Annotated in this window: 14 protein-coding genes; 6 read left to right on the forward strand and 8 right to left on the reverse strand. The window is 67.8% G+C overall.

What is annotated here, in order from left to right:
* From ccoP to ccoN, 4 genes are read right to left on the reverse strand one after another with little or no spacing between them, the layout of a single operon-like run.
* The gene (ccoP, locus tag ABIE04_RS13895; protein WP_354551314.1) at positions 1 to 909 is read right to left on the reverse strand and encodes a cytochrome-c oxidase, cbb3-type subunit III; all 909 of its coding nucleotides are present in this window, start codon (positions 907 to 909) and stop codon (positions 1 to 3) included.
* A complete protein-coding gene (locus ABIE04_RS13900; protein ID WP_354551318.1) occupies positions 906 to 1,097 on the reverse strand; it encodes a cbb3-type cytochrome oxidase subunit 3 in 192 nt (63 codons plus the stop codon). The genes ccoP and ABIE04_RS13900 overlap by 4 nt, the downstream gene beginning before the upstream one ends.
* Positions 1,094 to 1,744, reverse strand: a complete 651-nt coding sequence (gene ccoO / locus ABIE04_RS13905) for a cytochrome-c oxidase, cbb3-type subunit II (protein WP_354551320.1) — start codon at positions 1,742 to 1,744, stop codon at positions 1,094 to 1,096. Before ccoO ends, ABIE04_RS13900 begins: the two co-directional genes overlap by 4 nt.
* A gap of 12 nt (positions 1,745 to 1,756) precedes the next feature.
* Positions 1,757 to 3,223: a cytochrome-c oxidase, cbb3-type subunit I gene (gene ccoN, locus ABIE04_RS13910; protein ID WP_354551323.1), complete on the reverse strand. Its 1,467-nt coding sequence runs from the start codon at positions 3,221 to 3,223 to the stop codon at positions 1,757 to 1,759.
* A gap of 229 nt (positions 3,224 to 3,452) precedes the next feature.
* Between ccoN and ispG the strand changes: the two genes are divergently transcribed.
* Together ispG and ABIE04_RS13920 are read left to right on the forward strand one after the other, a co-directional pair.
* Positions 3,453 to 4,712, forward strand: a complete 1,260-nt coding sequence (gene ispG / locus ABIE04_RS13915) for a flavodoxin-dependent (E)-4-hydroxy-3-methylbut-2-enyl-diphosphate synthase (protein WP_354551326.1) — start codon at positions 3,453 to 3,455, stop codon at positions 4,710 to 4,712.
* Between the two features lie 111 nt (positions 4,713 to 4,823).
* A complete protein-coding gene (locus ABIE04_RS13920) occupies positions 4,824 to 5,624 on the forward strand; it encodes an HD-GYP domain-containing protein (protein ID WP_354551329.1) in 801 nt (266 codons plus the stop codon).
* Here the strand turns inward: ABIE04_RS13920 and aat are convergent.
* The 3 genes from aat to trxB all read right to left on the reverse strand — a co-directional run bounded on the left by aat (position 5,605) and on the right by trxB (position 8,544).
* The gene (gene aat, locus ABIE04_RS13925) at positions 5,605 to 6,354 is read right to left on the reverse strand and encodes a leucyl/phenylalanyl-tRNA--protein transferase (RefSeq protein WP_354551332.1); all 750 of its coding nucleotides are present in this window, start codon (positions 6,352 to 6,354) and stop codon (positions 5,605 to 5,607) included. The genes ABIE04_RS13920 and aat overlap by 20 nt on opposite strands.
* Positions 6,351 to 7,496, reverse strand: coding sequence for a GNAT family N-acetyltransferase (locus tag ABIE04_RS13930; RefSeq protein WP_354551479.1), 1,146 nt, complete (start codon positions 7,494 to 7,496; stop codon positions 6,351 to 6,353). The genes aat and ABIE04_RS13930 overlap by 4 nt, the downstream gene beginning before the upstream one ends.
* Positions 7,497 to 7,572: 76 nt before the next feature.
* On the reverse strand, positions 7,573 to 8,544 hold the full coding sequence (gene trxB / locus ABIE04_RS13935) for a thioredoxin-disulfide reductase (protein ID WP_354551336.1): 972 nt from the start codon (positions 8,542 to 8,544) through the stop codon (positions 7,573 to 7,575).
* A 472-nt stretch (positions 8,545 to 9,016) separates the two neighbouring features.
* Between trxB and ABIE04_RS13940 the strand changes: the two genes are divergently transcribed.
* The 4 genes from ABIE04_RS13940 to ABIE04_RS13955 all read left to right on the forward strand — a co-directional run bounded on the left by ABIE04_RS13940 (position 9,017) and on the right by ABIE04_RS13955 (position 13,930).
* On the forward strand, positions 9,017 to 10,081 hold the full coding sequence (locus tag ABIE04_RS13940; RefSeq protein WP_354551338.1) for an alanine dehydrogenase: 1,065 nt from the start codon (positions 9,017 to 9,019) through the stop codon (positions 10,079 to 10,081).
* Positions 10,082 to 10,111: 30 nt separating this feature from the next.
* Positions 10,112 to 12,436: a DNA translocase FtsK gene (locus tag ABIE04_RS13945; RefSeq protein ID WP_436410386.1), complete on the forward strand. Its 2,325-nt coding sequence runs from the start codon at positions 10,112 to 10,114 to the stop codon at positions 12,434 to 12,436.
* A gap of 128 nt (positions 12,437 to 12,564) precedes the next feature.
* Positions 12,565 to 13,230: an outer membrane lipoprotein chaperone LolA gene (gene lolA, locus ABIE04_RS13950; RefSeq protein WP_354551341.1), complete on the forward strand. Its 666-nt coding sequence runs from the start codon at positions 12,565 to 12,567 to the stop codon at positions 13,228 to 13,230.
* 7 nt (positions 13,231 to 13,237) lie between these two features.
* Positions 13,238 to 13,930 carry a YoaK family protein gene (locus ABIE04_RS13955; protein ID WP_354551345.1) on the forward strand — a complete coding sequence of 231 codons (693 nt, stop codon included), beginning with the start codon at positions 13,238 to 13,240 and terminating at the stop codon, positions 13,928 to 13,930.
* 12 nt (positions 13,931 to 13,942) lie between these two features.
* On the opposite strand, the gene ABIE04_RS13960 is transcribed toward ABIE04_RS13955, so the two are convergent.
* Positions 13,943 to 16,984 (reverse strand): ligand-binding sensor domain-containing diguanylate cyclase, encoded by a 3,042-nt coding sequence (locus tag ABIE04_RS13960; RefSeq protein ID WP_354551348.1) that lies wholly within the window; start codon positions 16,982 to 16,984, stop codon positions 13,943 to 13,945.
* Between the last annotated feature and the right edge of the window lie 68 nt (positions 16,985 to 17,052).

Raw genomic sequence — 17,052 nt, forward strand, 5'->3', positions numbered from 1 at the left:
TCATTGCCTGCTTTCATCGGCAGGGTGCGACAGGTGATAGACGTAGGCCGCGACCACGCGGATCTGCTCGTCAGACAGGCGTGGGCTCCACGCCGGCATGTGGCCCTGGCGGCCCTCGCCGATGCTCTTCTCGATGTCGGCCACGCTGCTGCCGTGCAACCACACCTTGTCGGTGAGGTTCGGTGCGCCCAGTGCCGGGTTGCCCTTGCCCTCGGCGCCGTGGCAGGCGGCGCAGGTGGCGAACAGCGGCTGGCCCGCAGCAGCCTTGGCCGCATCGTGCGGTGCGCCGGACAGGCTCAGCACGTACTGCGCGAGGTTCTTCACGTTGTCCGCGCCCAGGCTCGCCCACGGCGGCATCACGCCGCTGCGCCCGTCGTGGATCGAGGTGGTGATGTCGCTGCCGCTGCCGCCGTAGAGCCAGTCGCCATCGCTGAGGTCGGGCGCGCCGAGCGCGACGTTGCCCTTCGCGCTGCGCTGGTGGCAGGCGGCGCAGTTGTCCTCGAACAGCACCTTGCCCATCTGCAGCGCGGCAGGATCGCTGGACAGCTGCTCGACGGGATACAGCTTGAAGCGCTCCATCAGCGGCGCGAGCGTGGCTTGGTTGACGGCCACGTTGTGCGCCAGCTCGCCATGCGAGGTCCAGCCGAGCAGGCCCTTGAAGCTGCCGAAGCCGGGGAACAGCGCCAGGTAAGTGAAGCCAATCACGAACATGGCGCCGGAGAACAGCACCCACCACAGCGGCAGCTTGCGCACGCCTTCGCGCAACACGCCGTGAGCCCAGACGTGGCCGCTGGTGCCATCGGGCAGGGTGGGGATCTTCGCGCGCGGGCCCCACAGGTACAGGAAGAAGGTGATGCCCATGTTCAGCACCACCAGGAACATCACCCACAGCGACCATCCCGCGCTCATGGACGGTTCTCCTTCGTATCGGTTTCGACTTCAGGCTCGTCTTCCATGGGCAGGCGTGCCATGCGGTTGAACGTGGGCTTGTGGTACTTGCGCCAGGCCCAGAACCAGATGCCGAGGAAGGTGAACATCATCAGCAGGATGAACACGCCGGCGATGTGGCCCCAGATCGGGTTCATCGGCGTGATCATGGCGCACCTCCGGTGCTGGCCGGGGTGGCCGCCGGGTCGGGTTCGTTCTTGATGCCCAGGCCCTGCAGATACGCGATCAGCGCATCCATCTCGGTCTTGCCTTCCACCGCGGCCGGCGCGCCGGCGATATCCGCATCGCTGTACGGATCGCCCAGCCTGCGCAGCGTGCGCATGCGCGCCTGGACGTCGGCGGCGTCGAGCTTCTTTGCGGCCAGCCACGGGTAGCCGGGCATGTTCGACTGCGGCACGACCTGGCGCGGGTCCAGCAGGTGCATGCGCTGCCAGTCGTCGGAGTACTTGCCGCCGACGCGGGCCAGGTCCGGGCCGGTGCGCTTGGAGCCCCACTGGAACGGCCGGTCGTAGACCGATTCGGCGGCGGTCGAGAAGTGGCCGTAGCGCTCGGTCTCGAAACGCAGCGCACGGATCATCTGCGAGTGACACAGATAGCAGCCCTCGCGCACGTAGACGTCCTTGCCGGCCAGCCGCAGCGGGTCGTACGGATGCACGCCGGGCGGCGCCTCCAGCGTGTGCGCCTCGACGAACAGCGGGGTGATCTCGGCCAGGCCGCCCAGCGAGACCATGATCGCGATGCCGATCGCGAGCAGGCCGGCGTGTTTCTCGATTGCTTCGAAATGTTTGTACGCCATAACCAAACCTCCTCAACCAGCGACGGGCAGCGGGGCCGGAACCTGATGCGGCACCGGCTCGGGGATCGGCACCGGGATCGGCTTGATCAGGCGCGCGCGCGCATCCGCCGCGGTATGCCACAGGTTCCAGGCCATGACCCACATGCCCGACAGGATCAGCACGCCGCCCAGCCAGCGGATCAGGTACATCGGCTTGATTGCGATCAGGCTGTCCAGAAAACCATAGGTGAGCGCGCCGTCCGGATTGGTGGCGCGCCACATCAGGCCTTCGGTGACACCGGCGGTCCACATCGAACCCACGTACAGCAGGGTGCCCATGATATGCAGCCAGAAATGCGCTTCCATGCCCTTGTGCGAATACATCTCCGGACGGCCCAGCGCGCGCGGCGCCATCGCGTAGAGCGAGCCGATGGTGATCATCGCCACCCAGCCCAGCGAGCCGGAATGCACGTGGGCGATGGTCCAGTCGGTGTAGTGCGACAGCGAGTTCACCGTCTTGATCGCCATCATCGAGCCTTCGAAGGTCGATGCGGCGTAGAACACCAGCGACATCACCATGAACTTCGCGGCAGGGTCGGTCTTCAACCGCCACCACGAGCCGTTGAACGTGAGCAGGCCGTTCGCGGCCGAACCCAGGCTGGGCATCAGCAGCACCAGCGAGAACGCCATGCCGACGGACTGCACCCAGTCGGGCAGGGCGGTGTACATCAGGTGGTGCGCGCCGGCCCACATGTAGACCGAGATCAGCGCCCAGAAATTGACGATCGAGAAGCGGTAGCTCCACAGCGGCTGCTGCGCCTGCCGCGGCACGAAGTAATACATCATGCCGAGGAAGCCGGCGGTGAGGAAAAACGCCACCGCGTTGTGGCCGTACCACCACTGCACCATCGCATCGACCACGCCCGAATAGATCGGGTAGGACTTGAACAGCGACACCGGCAGGGCGAGGTTGTTGACGATGTGCAGCAGGCCCACCGCGATGATGAACGCGCCGTAGTACCAGTTCGCCACGTAGATGTGCTTGATGCGCCGGCGCGCCAGGCTGCCGAAGAACACCACGCCGAAGCTCACCCAGACGATCGCGATCAGGATGTCGATGATCCATTCCGGCTCGGCGTATTCCTTGCTCTGGGTCATGCCCAGCGGCATGGACACCATCGCCAGCACGCAGACCAGCTGCCAGCCCCAGAACGTGAACGCGGCCAGTTTCTTGAACGCCAGCCGCGCGTGGCCGGTGCGCTGCACCACGTAGTAGCAGGTGCCCATCAGCGCCGAGCCGCCGAACGCGAAGATCACGCCGAAGGTATGGTCGGGGCGGAGCCGGCTGAAGGTCAGCCAGGGGATCTCGAAATTGAGCGCCGGCCACAGCAGCTCGGCGGCGGCGTAGACGCCGACCGACATGCCGATGATGCCCCAGACCGCCGCGGCCAGCAGGAACTGGCGCACGACCTTGTCGTTGTAATACTCGGTATTCGGCATGGGGTTCCCCGGCTGGACATCTGGACAATCTAAAGTGAAGCATGCGGTGCCGCATTGATCCCGATCAAGTTGCTGCGGCAATCCGTCCCCTGTGTCGATGACAGTGGACGGCCCTGTGCAACCAATCGGTCGCCAGCGTGCGCCGATTTGCCACAGGGCGGCAGGCCTGATCGGGTATCCTTGGCACTATCGCCGCGAACCATCGCGACTTGTCATCCCGGTTGATTCCATGAGTGAGATTGCCACACAGAAACCGCGTCCGGCTGGGCCGGCGCTACGCCGGCCCAGCGTGGCCGTGCAGATCGGCAAGGTAAAGGTCGGCGGCGGCGCGCCGGTGGTGGTGCAGTCGATGACCAACACCGATACCGAGGACCCGGCCAGCACCGCGAAACAGATCGCCGAGCTGGCCCGCGCCGGCTCCGAACTGGTGCGCATCACGGTCAACACGCCGGCCGCCGCTGCCGCGGTGCCGCGCATCGCCGAGCGGCTGGCGATGATGGGCGTGGACGTGCCGATCATCGGCGACTTCCACTACAACGGGCACCTGCTGCTGGAACGCGAGCCGGCCTGTGCCGAAGCGCTGGCGAAGTACCGCATCAACCCCGGCAACGTCGGTTTCGGCAAGAAGCATGAAAGCCAGTTCGCGTCAATCATCGAGAAGGCGCTGCGCTACGCCAAGCCGGTGCGCATCGGTGCGAACTGGGGCTCGCTGGACCAGGGCATGGTCACCGCGCTGATGGACGAGAACGCACGCCGCGCCGATCCGTGGGACGCCTCGCACGTGGCCCGCGAGGCGCTGATCCGCTCGGCGCTGGATTCGGCGGCGCTGGCCGAGAAGATCGGCCTGGCACGCGAGCGCATCATCCTGTCGTGCAAGGTCTCCGGCGTGCAGGAACTGATCGCCGTGTACCGCGACCTGGCCGCGCGCTGCGACTACGCGCTGCACCTGGGCCTGACTGAAGCCGGCATGGGTTCCAAGGGCATCACCGCATCCAGCGCCGCGTTGGCGGTGCTGCTGCAGGAAGGCATCGGCGACACCATCCGCATCTCGCTCACGCCGGAGCCTGGCGCCTCGCGCACCGGCGAGGTGATCGTGGCGCAGGAACTGCTGCAGACCATGGGCCTGCGCTCGTTCACCCCGCTGGTCACCGCCTGCCCGGGTTGCGGCCGCACCACCAGCGAGTTCTTCCAGGAACTGGCCAAGACCGTGCAGGAACACGTGCGCGAACAGATGCCGACCTGGCGCATCAAGTACGACGGCGTGGAGAACCTCACCCTGGCGGTGATGGGCTGCATCGTCAACGGCCCGGGCGAATCCAAGCATGCCAACATCGGCATCTCGCTGCCGGGCAACGGCGAGGCGCCGGCGGCGCCGGTGTTCATCGACGGCGAGAAGGCGATGACCCTGCGCGGCGACAACATCGCCAACGAATTCGTGGGCATCCTCGACGACTACGTGGCCCGCAAGTATGCGGCGCGAACGGGCTGAGGCTGAGGTTCCGGTCACACCGCCACGGCAGGCGCGGACTCATACTTCCGCCTGCCCGCAAGAGGCGTGGCGCGCATGTCGTGGGCGGGATGATCTCGCCGGGGAGCCGTCGTGAGAATCAGCCCTCAGTCCCGCACCGTCCTGCTCTACGTGCTGTTATCCGCGTTGTGGATCTGGCTGTCCGATCGTGCGCTGGACGCCCTGGTGCACGGTCAGGCCGAGTTGACCTCCCTGCAGAGCGTCAAGGGCTGGCTATTCGTGGCCAGCACGGGTGCGCTGCTGTACTGGATGATCGGCCGTGACCTGCGGCGCCTGCAGGCTGTCAACCGGAGACTGCTGGACGGGCATGCCCAGGCCTTGCGCGTGCTGGTCTCGGCGATGGATATCCGCCATCGCGAGACCGGCGACCATTCCGACCGGGTGATGCGCATGGCCACCGGCCTGGCCCGTCTGGCCGGCGTGCAAGGCGAGGCGTTGCGCAACCTCACCTTTGGCGCCTTGCTGCACGACATCGGCAAGCTCGCCTTGCCCGATGCGGTGCTGATCAAGCCGGGCAAGCTGGACGACGAGGAGATGGCGGTGATGCGCCGCCACCCGCAGCTCGGCTACGAGCTGCTGCAACGGGTGGACTTCCTGCGCGATGCCGGCGATATCCCGCACAGCCATCACGAGCGCTGGGACGGCGGCGGCTATCCGCAAGGCTTACGCGGCGAGGAGATCCCGCTGGCCGCGCGCATCTTCAGCGTGGTCGACGTGTGGGATGCGCTGATCACGGTGCGCGTGTACAAGCCGGCGTGGCCGGAGTCCGAGGTGCTGGATTACCTGCGCGAAGTTGCCGGCAGCCAGCTCGATCCCCGCCTGGTGGCGCTGTTCCTGGAAAATTACGACGAACTCAAGGCACTCGGTCGCTGAAACCGGTCCCCGCGCAGGGCTGGATCAGCCGCGGCGTGAAGGCGGCCCAGCTGCCGACCAGCCCGGGCAACTGGCCGAGCCGGGCCACCTGGCGCAGGAATTCCACACGGGGCATCTCGACGGCGCCCAGGCCGAGCGTATGCGGGTTGCTGACCTGGGTGTCGATCAGCGGGAAATCCATGTCGCGCAGCAGGCGTGCCAGCGCGGCCAGGGCGAGCTTCGAGCCGCCGCTTTCCGCGCTGAACATCGACTCGCCGCAGAACAGCCGGCCGATCGCGACGCCGTAGATGCCGCCGACCAGGCGCTCGCCGTCCCACACTTCCACGCTGTGCGCATGGCCGAGCCGGTGCAACTGGACATAGGCGTCGATCATCGTCGGCACCAGCCAGGTGCCGGCGTCGTTGGCGCGCGGCGCGGCGCAGGCGCGGATGACCTGGTCGAATGCGTGGTCGACGGTCAGCCGCCATGATTTGCCCCTGAGCTGGCGGTGCAGGCTGCGGTTGATCCGCAGGGTTTCGGTATGGAACACGCAGCGCGGGTCGGGCGACCACCACAGGATCGGCTCGTGCTCGCCGAACCACGGGAAGATGCCGAGACTGTACGCGGCCAGCAGCCGCCGGGGCGACAGGTCGCCGCCGAACGCGAGCAGGCCGTTCGGTTCGGCCAGCGCCTGGCGCGGGTCGGGGAAGCGGTCCCAGAGTTCGGCATCCAGCAGCGGCAGCCTGTTCATCGTTCGACCTTGCCGTGATCGGCATAAGGGCTGTGGCCTTGCAGCTCGGCGGCATAAGCGTCGACCGCTTCGGCCTCGCTGGCAAGCGCCGCCGCCACCGCGGCACGGAAATCGGGGTTGGCCAGGTAGTGGCGCGAGTGCGTGCGCACCGGCAGGAACCCGCGCGCCAGCTTGTGTTCGCCCTGCGCGCCCGGTTCGAAACGTTCCAGGCGGTGTGCGATCGCGTACTCGATGCCGCGGTAGTAGCACAGCTCGAAATGCAGGCCGGGCACGTCCATCGACGCGCCCCAGTAGCGGCCGTACAGCACGTTGCCGCCTTGCACGAACAGCGCCATCGCCACGATGGCCGCGCCGTCGCGGGCCAGTGCGAGCTGCGCGATCGATCCCAGCGCGCCGAGCCGGCGGAAGAACGCGGCAGTCAGCGCGGCGTGGTTGCCCTTCATGTCGAAGGTGGCTTCGTACAGCGCATGCACGCGCTGCCATTCATCGAGACTGAGCGTGTCGCCGCTGCGCCACTCGAAGGCCAGTCCGCTCGCCGCCACCTGGCGGCGTTCGCGCAGGATGTTCTTGCGCTTCTTGTGGTTGAGCGCAGCGAGGAAATCCGGGAAGTGGCGGTAGCCGCGGTTGTGCCAGTGGAACTGCACGTCCGAGCGCGCCAGCCAGTCGTCGCCGAAGGCGGCCAGTTCGGCAGCTTGCAGGAAATTCGCATGCACCGATGACAGGCCGAGCCGCACGGCTTCGTCGCGCATGGCGTCGGCCAGCGCACGCTGCAGGTGCGGCGTGCGTGCGCCGTTGCCGGCGAGCAGGCGCGGGCCGGGCACGGGCGAGTAGGGCACGCCGTTGAGCAGCTTCGGGTAGTACTCGCCGCCGGCACGCTCCCACGCGCTGGCCCAGCTCCAGTCGAACACGAACTCGCCGTGCGAATTGCCCTTCAGGTACAGCGGCGCGGCGGCCAGCAGGCGGCCGTCTTCGTACAGGCCCAGGTGATGCGTCTGCCAGCCCCAGTCGGGGCGGATGCAGCCGCTGCGTTCCAGCGCGTCCAGGAACGCGTGCGACACGAACGGGTTCGCATCGGCACGCAGGGCGTCCCACTCCGCGGCTGGCAGTTCGGCGATCGCGGCATGGAAGCGGATGTTGTGCATGGCCGTGGAGAGTGGAGGAAGCGACAAGTTCCCGCCACTGCTCGTTGCTCGCTCCTCTCCACTCACTCCCGCTTCGTCAACCCGCCGGGGTCTGCTGATCCAGCCAGCGTTCCGCGTCCAGCGCGGCCATGCAGCCGAAGCCGGCCGAGGTGACGGCCTGGCGGTAGATGTGATCGGCCACGTCGCCGGCCGCGAACACGCCGGGCACCGAGGTCATCGTGGCCATGCCGTGCTGGCCGCTGTGGATCTTGATGTAGCCGTCGTGCATGTCGAGCTGGCCTTCGAAGATGCCGGTGTTCGGCGTGTGGCCGATCGCCACGAAGAAGCCGGTGGCCGCGATGTCGCGGGTGACGCCGGAGTTGACGTCCTTCACGCGCACGCCGGTGACGCCGGTGTCGTCGCCCAGCACTTCGTCGATGCTGTGGTTCCAGACCAGCTCGATCTTGCCGGCGGCGGCCTTCTCGAACAGCTTGTCCTGCATGATCTTCTCGGCACGCAGCTTGTCGCGGCGATGCACCAGGTAAACTTTGCGGCCGATGTTGGCCAGGTACAGCGCCTCCTCGACCGCGGTGTTGCCGCCGCCGATCACCACCACGTCCTGGTCGCGGAAGAAGAAGCCGTCGCAGGTGGCGCAGGCGGACACGCCTTTGCCCTTGTACTTCTCCTCGCTGGCGATGCCGAGGTACTTGGCAGTGGCGCCAGTGGTGATGATCAGTGCGTCGGCGGTGTACTCGCCGGAGTCGCCCTTGAGCCGGAACGGGCGCTGCTTCAGGTCCGCCGTATGGATGTGGTCGAAGATCATCTCGGTGTGGAAGCGCTCGGCGTGCTCGGCCATGCGCTGCATCAGCGCCGGCCCCTGCAGGCCCTCGACGTCGCCCGGCCAGTTGTCCACGTCGGTGGTGGTCATCAGCTGGCCGCCCTGTTGCAGGCCGGTGATCATGGTCGGCTTGAGGTTGGCACGGGCCGCATACACCGCAGCGGTGTAGCCGGCGGGGCCGGAGCCGAGGATCAGCAGGCGGCTGTGTTTGGGGGTAGAGACTGTCTTCATATTCCGTGTGCTCCGCGTTGCTTTGCAGCGGTTGTCAGGTGGTGGACCGTGGTGCGGGCCATGCTGGTTGCATGGCCAAGCCGCGGGCCGCCGCATGGCGACCGCTGCAAAGCAACCCTTCGGGCCGGGTCTGTTTGCCCACAGGGCAGCGTCATCGTTCGGTCGTGTATTGACATACACTCCCTCGCTCTTCCTTGCCCTGCGCGCAAACAGCTCCCGGCGCGGAGTACACGGAATATGAAGACAGTCTCGGGCTCATGGTTATAATCCTTGGGTTGTCTGGTGACTTGAGTGGCTATTCGCTCCGACCCCTGCGGCGGTTTCCCTTCGGGCCGCATAGGGCGATGGCGACGGAGCGTACGACCCCCGGAAGAATGGGGAATACACGACACCGATTCAAGGCATCGGCAGATCGGCGGCACGACAGCGGCGACTGCGCGATGGATTCACACTTCCACAGGACCCATCCTTCATGCGCATCGGCATTCCCTCCGAAACCAAGACCCTGGAAGGTCGCGTCGCCCTCATTCCGGCCGCTGCCGCCGACCTGGTGCACCGTGGCCACGATGTGTTCATCCAGTCCGGGGCCGGCCTGAAAAGCGGCTTTGCCGATGAGGCCTACGCAAGGGAGGGCATCACCGTGGTGGCGGATGCCGCCGCGCTGTACGAGGCGGGCGAGTTGATCGTCAAGGTGAAGGAGCCGGTCGCCGGCGATCTCGCCTTGCTGAAAAAGCACCATCTGCTGTTCTGTTACCTGCACCTGGCGGCCGAGCCCGAGCTGACCCGCAGCCTGCTCGGCATCGGGCTGACCGGCGTGGCGTTCGAATCGGTGACCGAGAACGGCATGCTGCCGCTGCTGCTGCCGATGTCGGTGATCGCCGGCCGCATCGCCACCCAGATCGGCACCACGCTGCTGCACCGCCCGCAGGGCGGCAAGGGCAAGCTGCTCGGCGGCATGGCTTCCACTCCGCGCGGCAAGGTCGTGGTGCTCGGCGCCGGTGCCGCCGGCGGCAATGCCGCCGCCCTGGCCGCGGCCGCCGGTGCCAACGTGGTGGTGTTCGACAAGCGCCAGGACCGCCTGGCCGAAATGATGGCCATGGGTCCGAACGTCACCGCGTTGTATGCCTACGAGTCGTCGGTAGCCGAGGAGGTCCGCGACGCCGACATCGTGGTCGGCGCGGTGCTGATCCCCAGTGCCCGGGCGCCGCACGTGGTCAGCGAGGCGATGGTCAGGACGATGGAGCCGGGCAGCGTGCTGGTGGACATCGCGATCGACCAGGGCGGCTGCTTCGAGACTTCGAAGCCGACCACCTGGGAGAAGCCCACCTACGACGTGCACGGCATCACCCACTTCTGCGTGACCAACATGCCGGGTGCGGTGCCGCAGACGTCGTCACTGGCGATTTCCGCCGCGATCCTGCCGTACGTGCAGCGTCTGGCCGCGGGCAGCGAGTGGCGCCAGTTCGCCCCGCTGAATAGCGGCATCAATGTCGATGGCGGCAAGCTGGTGCATCCTGCGCTGCAAGGTATGCTCTAACCCTTGGCAGGCAGGAAGGGGGCACCCAGGGTGGCGCGCAGCACGAACGTCAGGCAACAACCGAAGGAAGGCCTCAGCGAGGAGCTGAAGCGGCGGCTGCGCGAAGCCGGTGCCCTGCTGCTGTTGCCGCTGGCGCTGTACCTGCTGGTGTGCCTGTTCAGCTACAACCCGCACGACCCCAGCTGGACGAACGCCGGTCAGCTGGAACACGCGCGCAATTTCGGCGGCACCGTCGGCGCCTATATCGCCGACCTGCTGCGCTGGATCTTCGGCCTGGTCGCCTACTGCTTCCCGTTGCTGCTGCTGTTGCTGGGCGTGCAGGTGCTGCGCCAGCGCGGCGAGCAGGTGGTGCATCCGTGGGAGCCGGCGCTGCGCCTGATCGGCTTCGTGTTCTTCTTCATCACCGGCCCGGCGTTGCTGTACCTCAATTTCCACGACGAGCCGGTGCTGCCCCAAGGTGTGGGCGGCATCATCGGCGTATGGGTCGGCGATGCCCTGCTCAGCGCGTTCGGCAACAAGGGCGCGCCGCTGCTGTTGCTGGCCTTGTTCCTGGTCGCGGTGACCCTGGCCACCGGGTTGTCCTGGTTCAAGGTGATGGACCTGACCGGGCATGGCGTGCTGAAGCTGCTCGACTGGCTCAAGGGCAAGTTGCGCGAGGCGCCGCAGGTGTTGGCCGCGCGGCAGGCGCGCACCGAGCGCGAGGTGGTGAAGAAAGCCGATGCGGTGCGCCAGGCCAAGCGCGAACCGGTGCGCATCGAGGCGCCGCCCGCGCCGGTGACCAAGAGCGAGCGGGCCAGGCTGGAAACGCAGATCCCGCTGTTCGTCGGCGCCGCCACGCCGGGCGAACTGCCGCCGCTGTCGCTGCTGGACGAGGCGCCGCCGCAGGGGCCGGGCTATTCCGAGGAAACCCTCGAGGTGCTCTCGCGCCAGGTCGAGTTCAAGCTGAAGGACTTCAAGATCGACGTGAAGGTGGTCGGCGCCTATCCGGGCCCGGTGATCACCCGCTTCGAGATGGAGCCGGCGCCGGGCATCCGCGGCTCGCAGGTGTCGAGCCTGGACAAGGACATCGCGCGCGGCCTGTCGGTGGTCAGCGTGCGCGTGGTCGACGTGATCCCCGGCAAGAACGTGATCGGGCTGGAGATCCCCAATACCCACAAGCAGATCGTGTATCTCTCCGAGATACTGCGTTCGGACAAGTACGACCAGCAGAAATCGCCGCTGGCGCTGGCGCTGGGCAAGGACATCGGCGGCAAGCCGGTGGTGGTCGACCTGGGCAAGATGCCGCATCTGCTGGTGGCCGGCACCACGGGTTCGGGCAAGTCCGTGGCGGTCAACGCGATGGTGCTGAGCCTCCTGTACAAGGCCAGCCCGAAAGACGTGCGGATGATCATGATCGACCCGAAGATGCTGGAGCTCTCGGTGTACGAGGGCATCCCGCACCTGCTGGCGCCGGTGGTCACCGACATGAAGGAGGCCGCCAACGCGCTGCGCTGGTGCGTCGCCGAGATGGAGCGCCGCTACAAGCTGATGGCCGCCGTCGGCGTGCGCAACCTGGCCGGCTTCAACAAGAAGGTGAAGGACGCCGAGAACGCCGGCCAGCCGATGCTGGACCCGCTGTTCCGGCCGAACCCGGACATGCCGAACCTCGCCGCCGAACCGCTGGAGCCGCTGCCGTATATCGTGGTGTTCATCGACGAATTCGCCGACATGATGATGATCGTCGGCAAGAAGGTGGAGGAGTTGATCGCCCGCCTGGCGCAGAAGGCGCGCGCCGCCGGCGTGCACCTGATCCTGGCCACCCAGCGCCCGTCGGTGGACGTGATCACCGGCCTGATCAAGGCGAACATCCCCACCCGCATCGCGTTCCAGGTCTCCAGCAAGATCGACTCGCGCACGATTCTCGACCAGTCCGGCGCCGAGACCCTGCTTGGCCACGGCGACATGCTGTACCTGCCGCCGGGCACCGCCACGCCGGAACGCGTGCACGGCGCCTTCGTCGACGACCACGAAGTGCATCATGTGGTCGCCTGGCTGAAATCGCAGGGCGCGCCGAACTACATCGAGGGCGTGCTGGAGGAAGTCCAGGCCACCAGCGACGGCAAGTTCATCAACGACTCGGGCCTGCCGCAGGAAGGCGAAGAGGGCGGCGATGCGGATACCCAGCTGTACGACAAGGCCGTGGCGATCGTCACGCAAACCCGTCGCGCCTCGATCTCCGGCGTGCAGCGGCACCTGCGCATCGGCTACAACCGCGCCGCGCGGCTGGTCGAACAGATGGAGCAGGACGGCGTGGTCAGCGCCCCTCAGCACAACGGCAACCGCGAGGTGCTGGCGCCGCCTCCGCCGAAGAACTGAAGCCAGTTCGCACGGCGGGCACTGCCGGTATCCTGCGAAGCCCGAAGAACACCACCCGCCGCTCCTACCGATCCGTTAAGCCGGCACTGTCCACAATCCACCGCCACCGCCACGTTCCGGGGAATCCGATGAAACGCTTCATGCTTGCCCTGTCCGCCGTCGTGCTGACGCTGTCGCTGAGCGCCGTGGCGCAGGCTGCCGCGGGTCCGGCGCGCGCGCGGCTGGATGCCTTCGCCACCGGCCTGCATTCGCTCACCGGCCACTTCAGCCAGACCCTGACCGACCTCAACGGCCACACCAGCAAGAACAGCTCCGGCACCCTGGCGCTGCAGGCGCCGCGCCAGTTCCGCTGGGATACGCTGGCGCCGTACAAGCAGACCATCGTCGCCGACGGCAGCCGGGTATGGATGTACGACCCGGAACTCGAACAGGTCACCGTGCGCGTGCAAAGCAGCGAAGAGGCGCACAGTCCGCTCACCGTGCTGACCGACCTCAAGCAGATGGACAAGGACTTCAAGGTGGTCGAGCAGGGTGAGCACGACGGCCTGGCCTGGCTGCGGCTCAGTTCCACCGCGAAGGACCCGCAGTTCGACTACGCCGACCTCGGCTTCGATGCGAATGGCCTGGCCCGCATGACCTTCCGCGACCAGCTCGGTTCCACCACCGACATCCGCTTCTCCGGCTGGCAGCGCAACGCGCCGATCCCGCCGGCCACCTTCAACTTCGTGCCGCCGAAGGGCGCCGACGTGATCGGCGATGCGCCGGTGATCGACGTGCAGCCGCTGAAGGACTGATGCCGCCATGACCGTGCTGCGCCGGTTGCCGCGCTGGGCCTGGATCGGCGGCGGCATCCTCGCCTTCATCGCCGGCATGGTCAACGCCGCCGGTTACATGGGCTTTCGGCACCAGTCGATCACCAACCTCACCGGGTCCACCAGCCTGCTCGGCATCGCGGTGGGCACTGGCGACGGCGGCGAGGCATGGCACTGGCTGCTGTCGATCAGCGCCTTCGTGATCGGCGCGCTGCTCAGCGGGCTGATCGTGCAGCAACACACGCTGAAACTCGGCCGCCGTTATGGGGTGGCGCTGGTGCTGGAATCGCTGCTGCTGTTCGCCGCGGTGCCGTTGCTGGACGCCGGCAGCTCGTACGGCCTGGACCTGGCCGCGATGGCGGCCGGGCTGCAGAACGGCATGGCCAGCACCTACAGCGGCATGGTGTTCCGCACCACCCATGTCTCGGGCATGTTCACCGACCTGGGCATCTACATCGGCCAGCGCCTGCGCGGGCTGGAGGTGGATACCTTGCGCATCCGCGTCTGCCTGCTGGTGGTCGTCACGTTCACGCTGGGAAGCGCCGTCGGTGCGATGCTGTTCCAGGTGCTGGGCGAGCGCACCCTGCTGATCCCGGCGGTGCTCACCGGCCTGTGCGGCGTGGGCTACGGCGTCTACCGCCAGTACACACTGATACGCGGAATCGACGCCGATGCGGCTTGACCATCGCGCCGCTCAGCTGGCGACGGCGCAACGGTTGCGGCCGGCGTGCTTGGCTTCGTACAACGCCTTGTCGGCGCGCGACAGCCATTGCTCGATCGACTCGCCCGGCCGCAGCGCGGCGATGCCGATGCTGGCGGTCACCGGGATCGAGCGCCCGTCATGGTTCACCGCGGTGGCGGCCAGCGCCGCGCAGATGCGCTCGGCGATGTCCCGCGCCAGCGGTAGGCTGGTATCCGGTAGGCACAGCACGAATTCCTCGCCGCCGTAGCGGCCCACCAGGTCGCCCTGGCGGCAGTGCTGCCTGATCACCTCGATCGCGCCGCGGATCACCGCGTCGCCGGCCAGATGGCCGTGGGCATCGTTGATCAGCTTGAAGCGGTCCAGGTCGAACAGCGCGATGCAGGCCGATCCTCCTTGCGCCCGTTCGCGCTCGAGTCCGGCCAGTTCCAGGAAGCGGCGGCGGTTGTAGACGCCGGTCAGCCCGTCGGTGCTGGCCAGTTCGTCCAGGCGGCGGTTCGCGACGAGCAGATCGCGCGTGCGCTCGTCGACTTGCCGCTGCAACTGGACCGCCTGTCGCCCCAGGTACAGGGTGCGCAAATGCACCAGCGCGGCGATCAGCGCCGCCAGCAGCAGGGCGGCGACGATCCGGCTAAGCGTGGTTTCGTACCAGCGCGGCTTGACCGTGACCGCAAGGTCGGTCTCGACCGTGTGCGGCTGCAGGCCACGGGTGGCGGCGCGCAGGCGCAGCCGGTAGTTGCCGTGCGGCAGACTGGTGTAGATGGCGCTGGGCAGGTTGCCCTTGGGGATGACCGTCCAGTCCTCGTCGAGGCCGTCCATGCGATAGCTGTAGGCGGTCTCCATCGGCGCCTGATAGTCGAGCAGGGCGAAGTCCAGGCGCAGGTTGCGGTTGCCCCGGTCCAGCCTGATCTTCGCGTTACCGGCCGGCAGCTTGCCGAACGGCATCGCCACGCCGTTGACGACGGCATTGGTGACCGCCAGCGGTGCGGTGGCGCTCGGCAGCGGTTGCCAGTGCGGGCGGATCACGGTCAGTCCGCCCAGCCCGCCGAACAACAGCTCGCCGCCGGGCGCGCGTGCCGCGGCGACGTTGACGTAGCTGGCGATGTGCAGGCCGTCGCGGGTGCCGAGGTTGGCCACCTCGTGCGTATCGCCGTCGATCCTGGCCACGCCGTTGGACAGGCTGGCCCAGAGCCGGCCCTGGTCGTCGGCCAGCACCGCGTTGACCTTGTCGCTGGACAGGCCTTGCGCCAGGCCTATCGTCTGGAATTTCCACGCTTCGCCATCGGCCGGGGGATCGGCCACGCCCAGCCCGCCGAATGTGCTGACCCATACCTGCCCATGCGGGCCACTGCTGATCGAACCGATCAGGTCCTGCGGCAGGCTGCTGGTCTCGCCGGCGCGATGGCGCAGGTTGGTGAAGCTGCGCGGCAGACTGTCGCCGCTGGCGATGCTCAGGCCGCGGCCGGTGCCGTACCACCAGTCGTTGCCCACCTTCGCGATGTGCCGCACGGTGTCGCTGGCCAGGCTGGACGGATCGTTCGGCACGTGGCCGGCGTGTTCCAGCACGCGGGTGCGGATGTCGTAGCGGTAGATGCCGTCGTAGGTGCCGATGACGAGGCGCGGGCCATCCGGCTGCAGGCTCAGCACCGGCTTGTCGTGCAGCGCCGGCAGCACCGAGTCCTCGATCGCCAGCGTATCCGGGTCGACCCGCGCCAGCCCCTGGGTGCCGACCCAGATCGAACCGTCGGCGGCTTCCGCGAGGCTGCGCACGTCGCGTTGCGTCTGGCTGCCGTCTAGGTGAAGGTGGCGCATGCGGCCGGCCTTCAGGTCGATCACGTCGATGTGGCCGGCGCCGAGGCCGAGCCAGATCCGCCCGCGCGAGTCGACGAAGATGCTGTGCACGTTGGTGTCGGACAGCGCGTTCTGTTCCAGCGGCGAAGGCAGCAACGAGAACGCGGTGCGCGCCTGCGGATTGTGGTGGGCGATGCCCAGGTCGGTGGCTGCCCAGATATTTCCCGAGCGGTCGCGCAGCAGGGCGCGCACCGAGTCGCCGGGCAGGGACGAGGGCACCGCCGGGTCGTGGTCGATCCGTTGCACGCTTGGCTCGCCGGGCGCGTACTCGAGTACGCCGCCGCCGTCGGTGGCGATCCATATCTCGCCAGTGCCGGTCTGCAGGAAGTCGCGCACGGTCGCGTGGCGTGCGCTGTCCGGGTAGCCGCTGAAGCCCGGCACGCCGTGCCAGCGGCCGTCGGTATCCCGGTACGCCGCGCCGGCCTGGCCGCTGCCGGCCCACAGGCGGCCTTCGCGATCCTGCATGATCGCCCAGATCTGGTTGTCGAGCACCGTGGCGGCGGGCTTGTCCGGTGCCGCGGGCCGCACGAAGGCATGCGTGCCTGCGCGGCGGACGAACAGGCCGCCGTTGTTGCCCAGCCACAGGTTGCCGTGCCGGTCCTGCATCACGCTGAAGTTGCGTGGCGCGGCATCCGGCCCGGTGTCCACCCGGCGGATCTTGCCGGTGCGCAGGTCGAGGTGGTCCAGCCCATCCTCGGTGGCGATCCACACGCCGCCCGCGTGATCGTCGCCCAGCGCGAAGACCTTGCGGTCGGAGAGGCCGTCGTCGCCGACCGGATAGACATGGAAGCTGTTGTCCGCCGGCTCGAAGCGGACCAGGCCGCCGGCATTGGTGCCGATCAGCAGGCTGCCGTCCGGCAGCGCGAGCAGGCTGCGCACGTAGGCGTCGGGCAGGCCGGGGACCTTGCCGCTGCCGGCGCCAAACACCTGCAGGCGGTAGCCGTCGTAGCGCACCAGTCCACCCATGGTGCCGATCCAGACCAGGCCGTCGCGGTCCTGGGCAATCGCGGTGGTGATCGAATGCGGCAAGCCGTCGGAAATGCCGACCTGGTCGAACCAGGGCGCGTCGAACGGAGCCCAGGGATCGCCGCTGCCGGCGCTGGCCGGGGTGCACAGGAAGAACAGCAGGAACAGACCGGCAAGACGCAGGCGGAAGCGGCGGCGACAGAAGCGCGCGCCGGTCATGCGTCGCGCAACCTGCCCGGCAGGCGTGCGCCGGCACGGCCTGTCGCGATCATCCATCCGGAAGGAAA

This window comes from Rhodanobacter soli (genome assembly GCF_040548735.1).
Taxonomy (GTDB): Bacteria; Pseudomonadota; Gammaproteobacteria; order Xanthomonadales; family Rhodanobacteraceae; genus Rhodanobacter; species Rhodanobacter soli_A.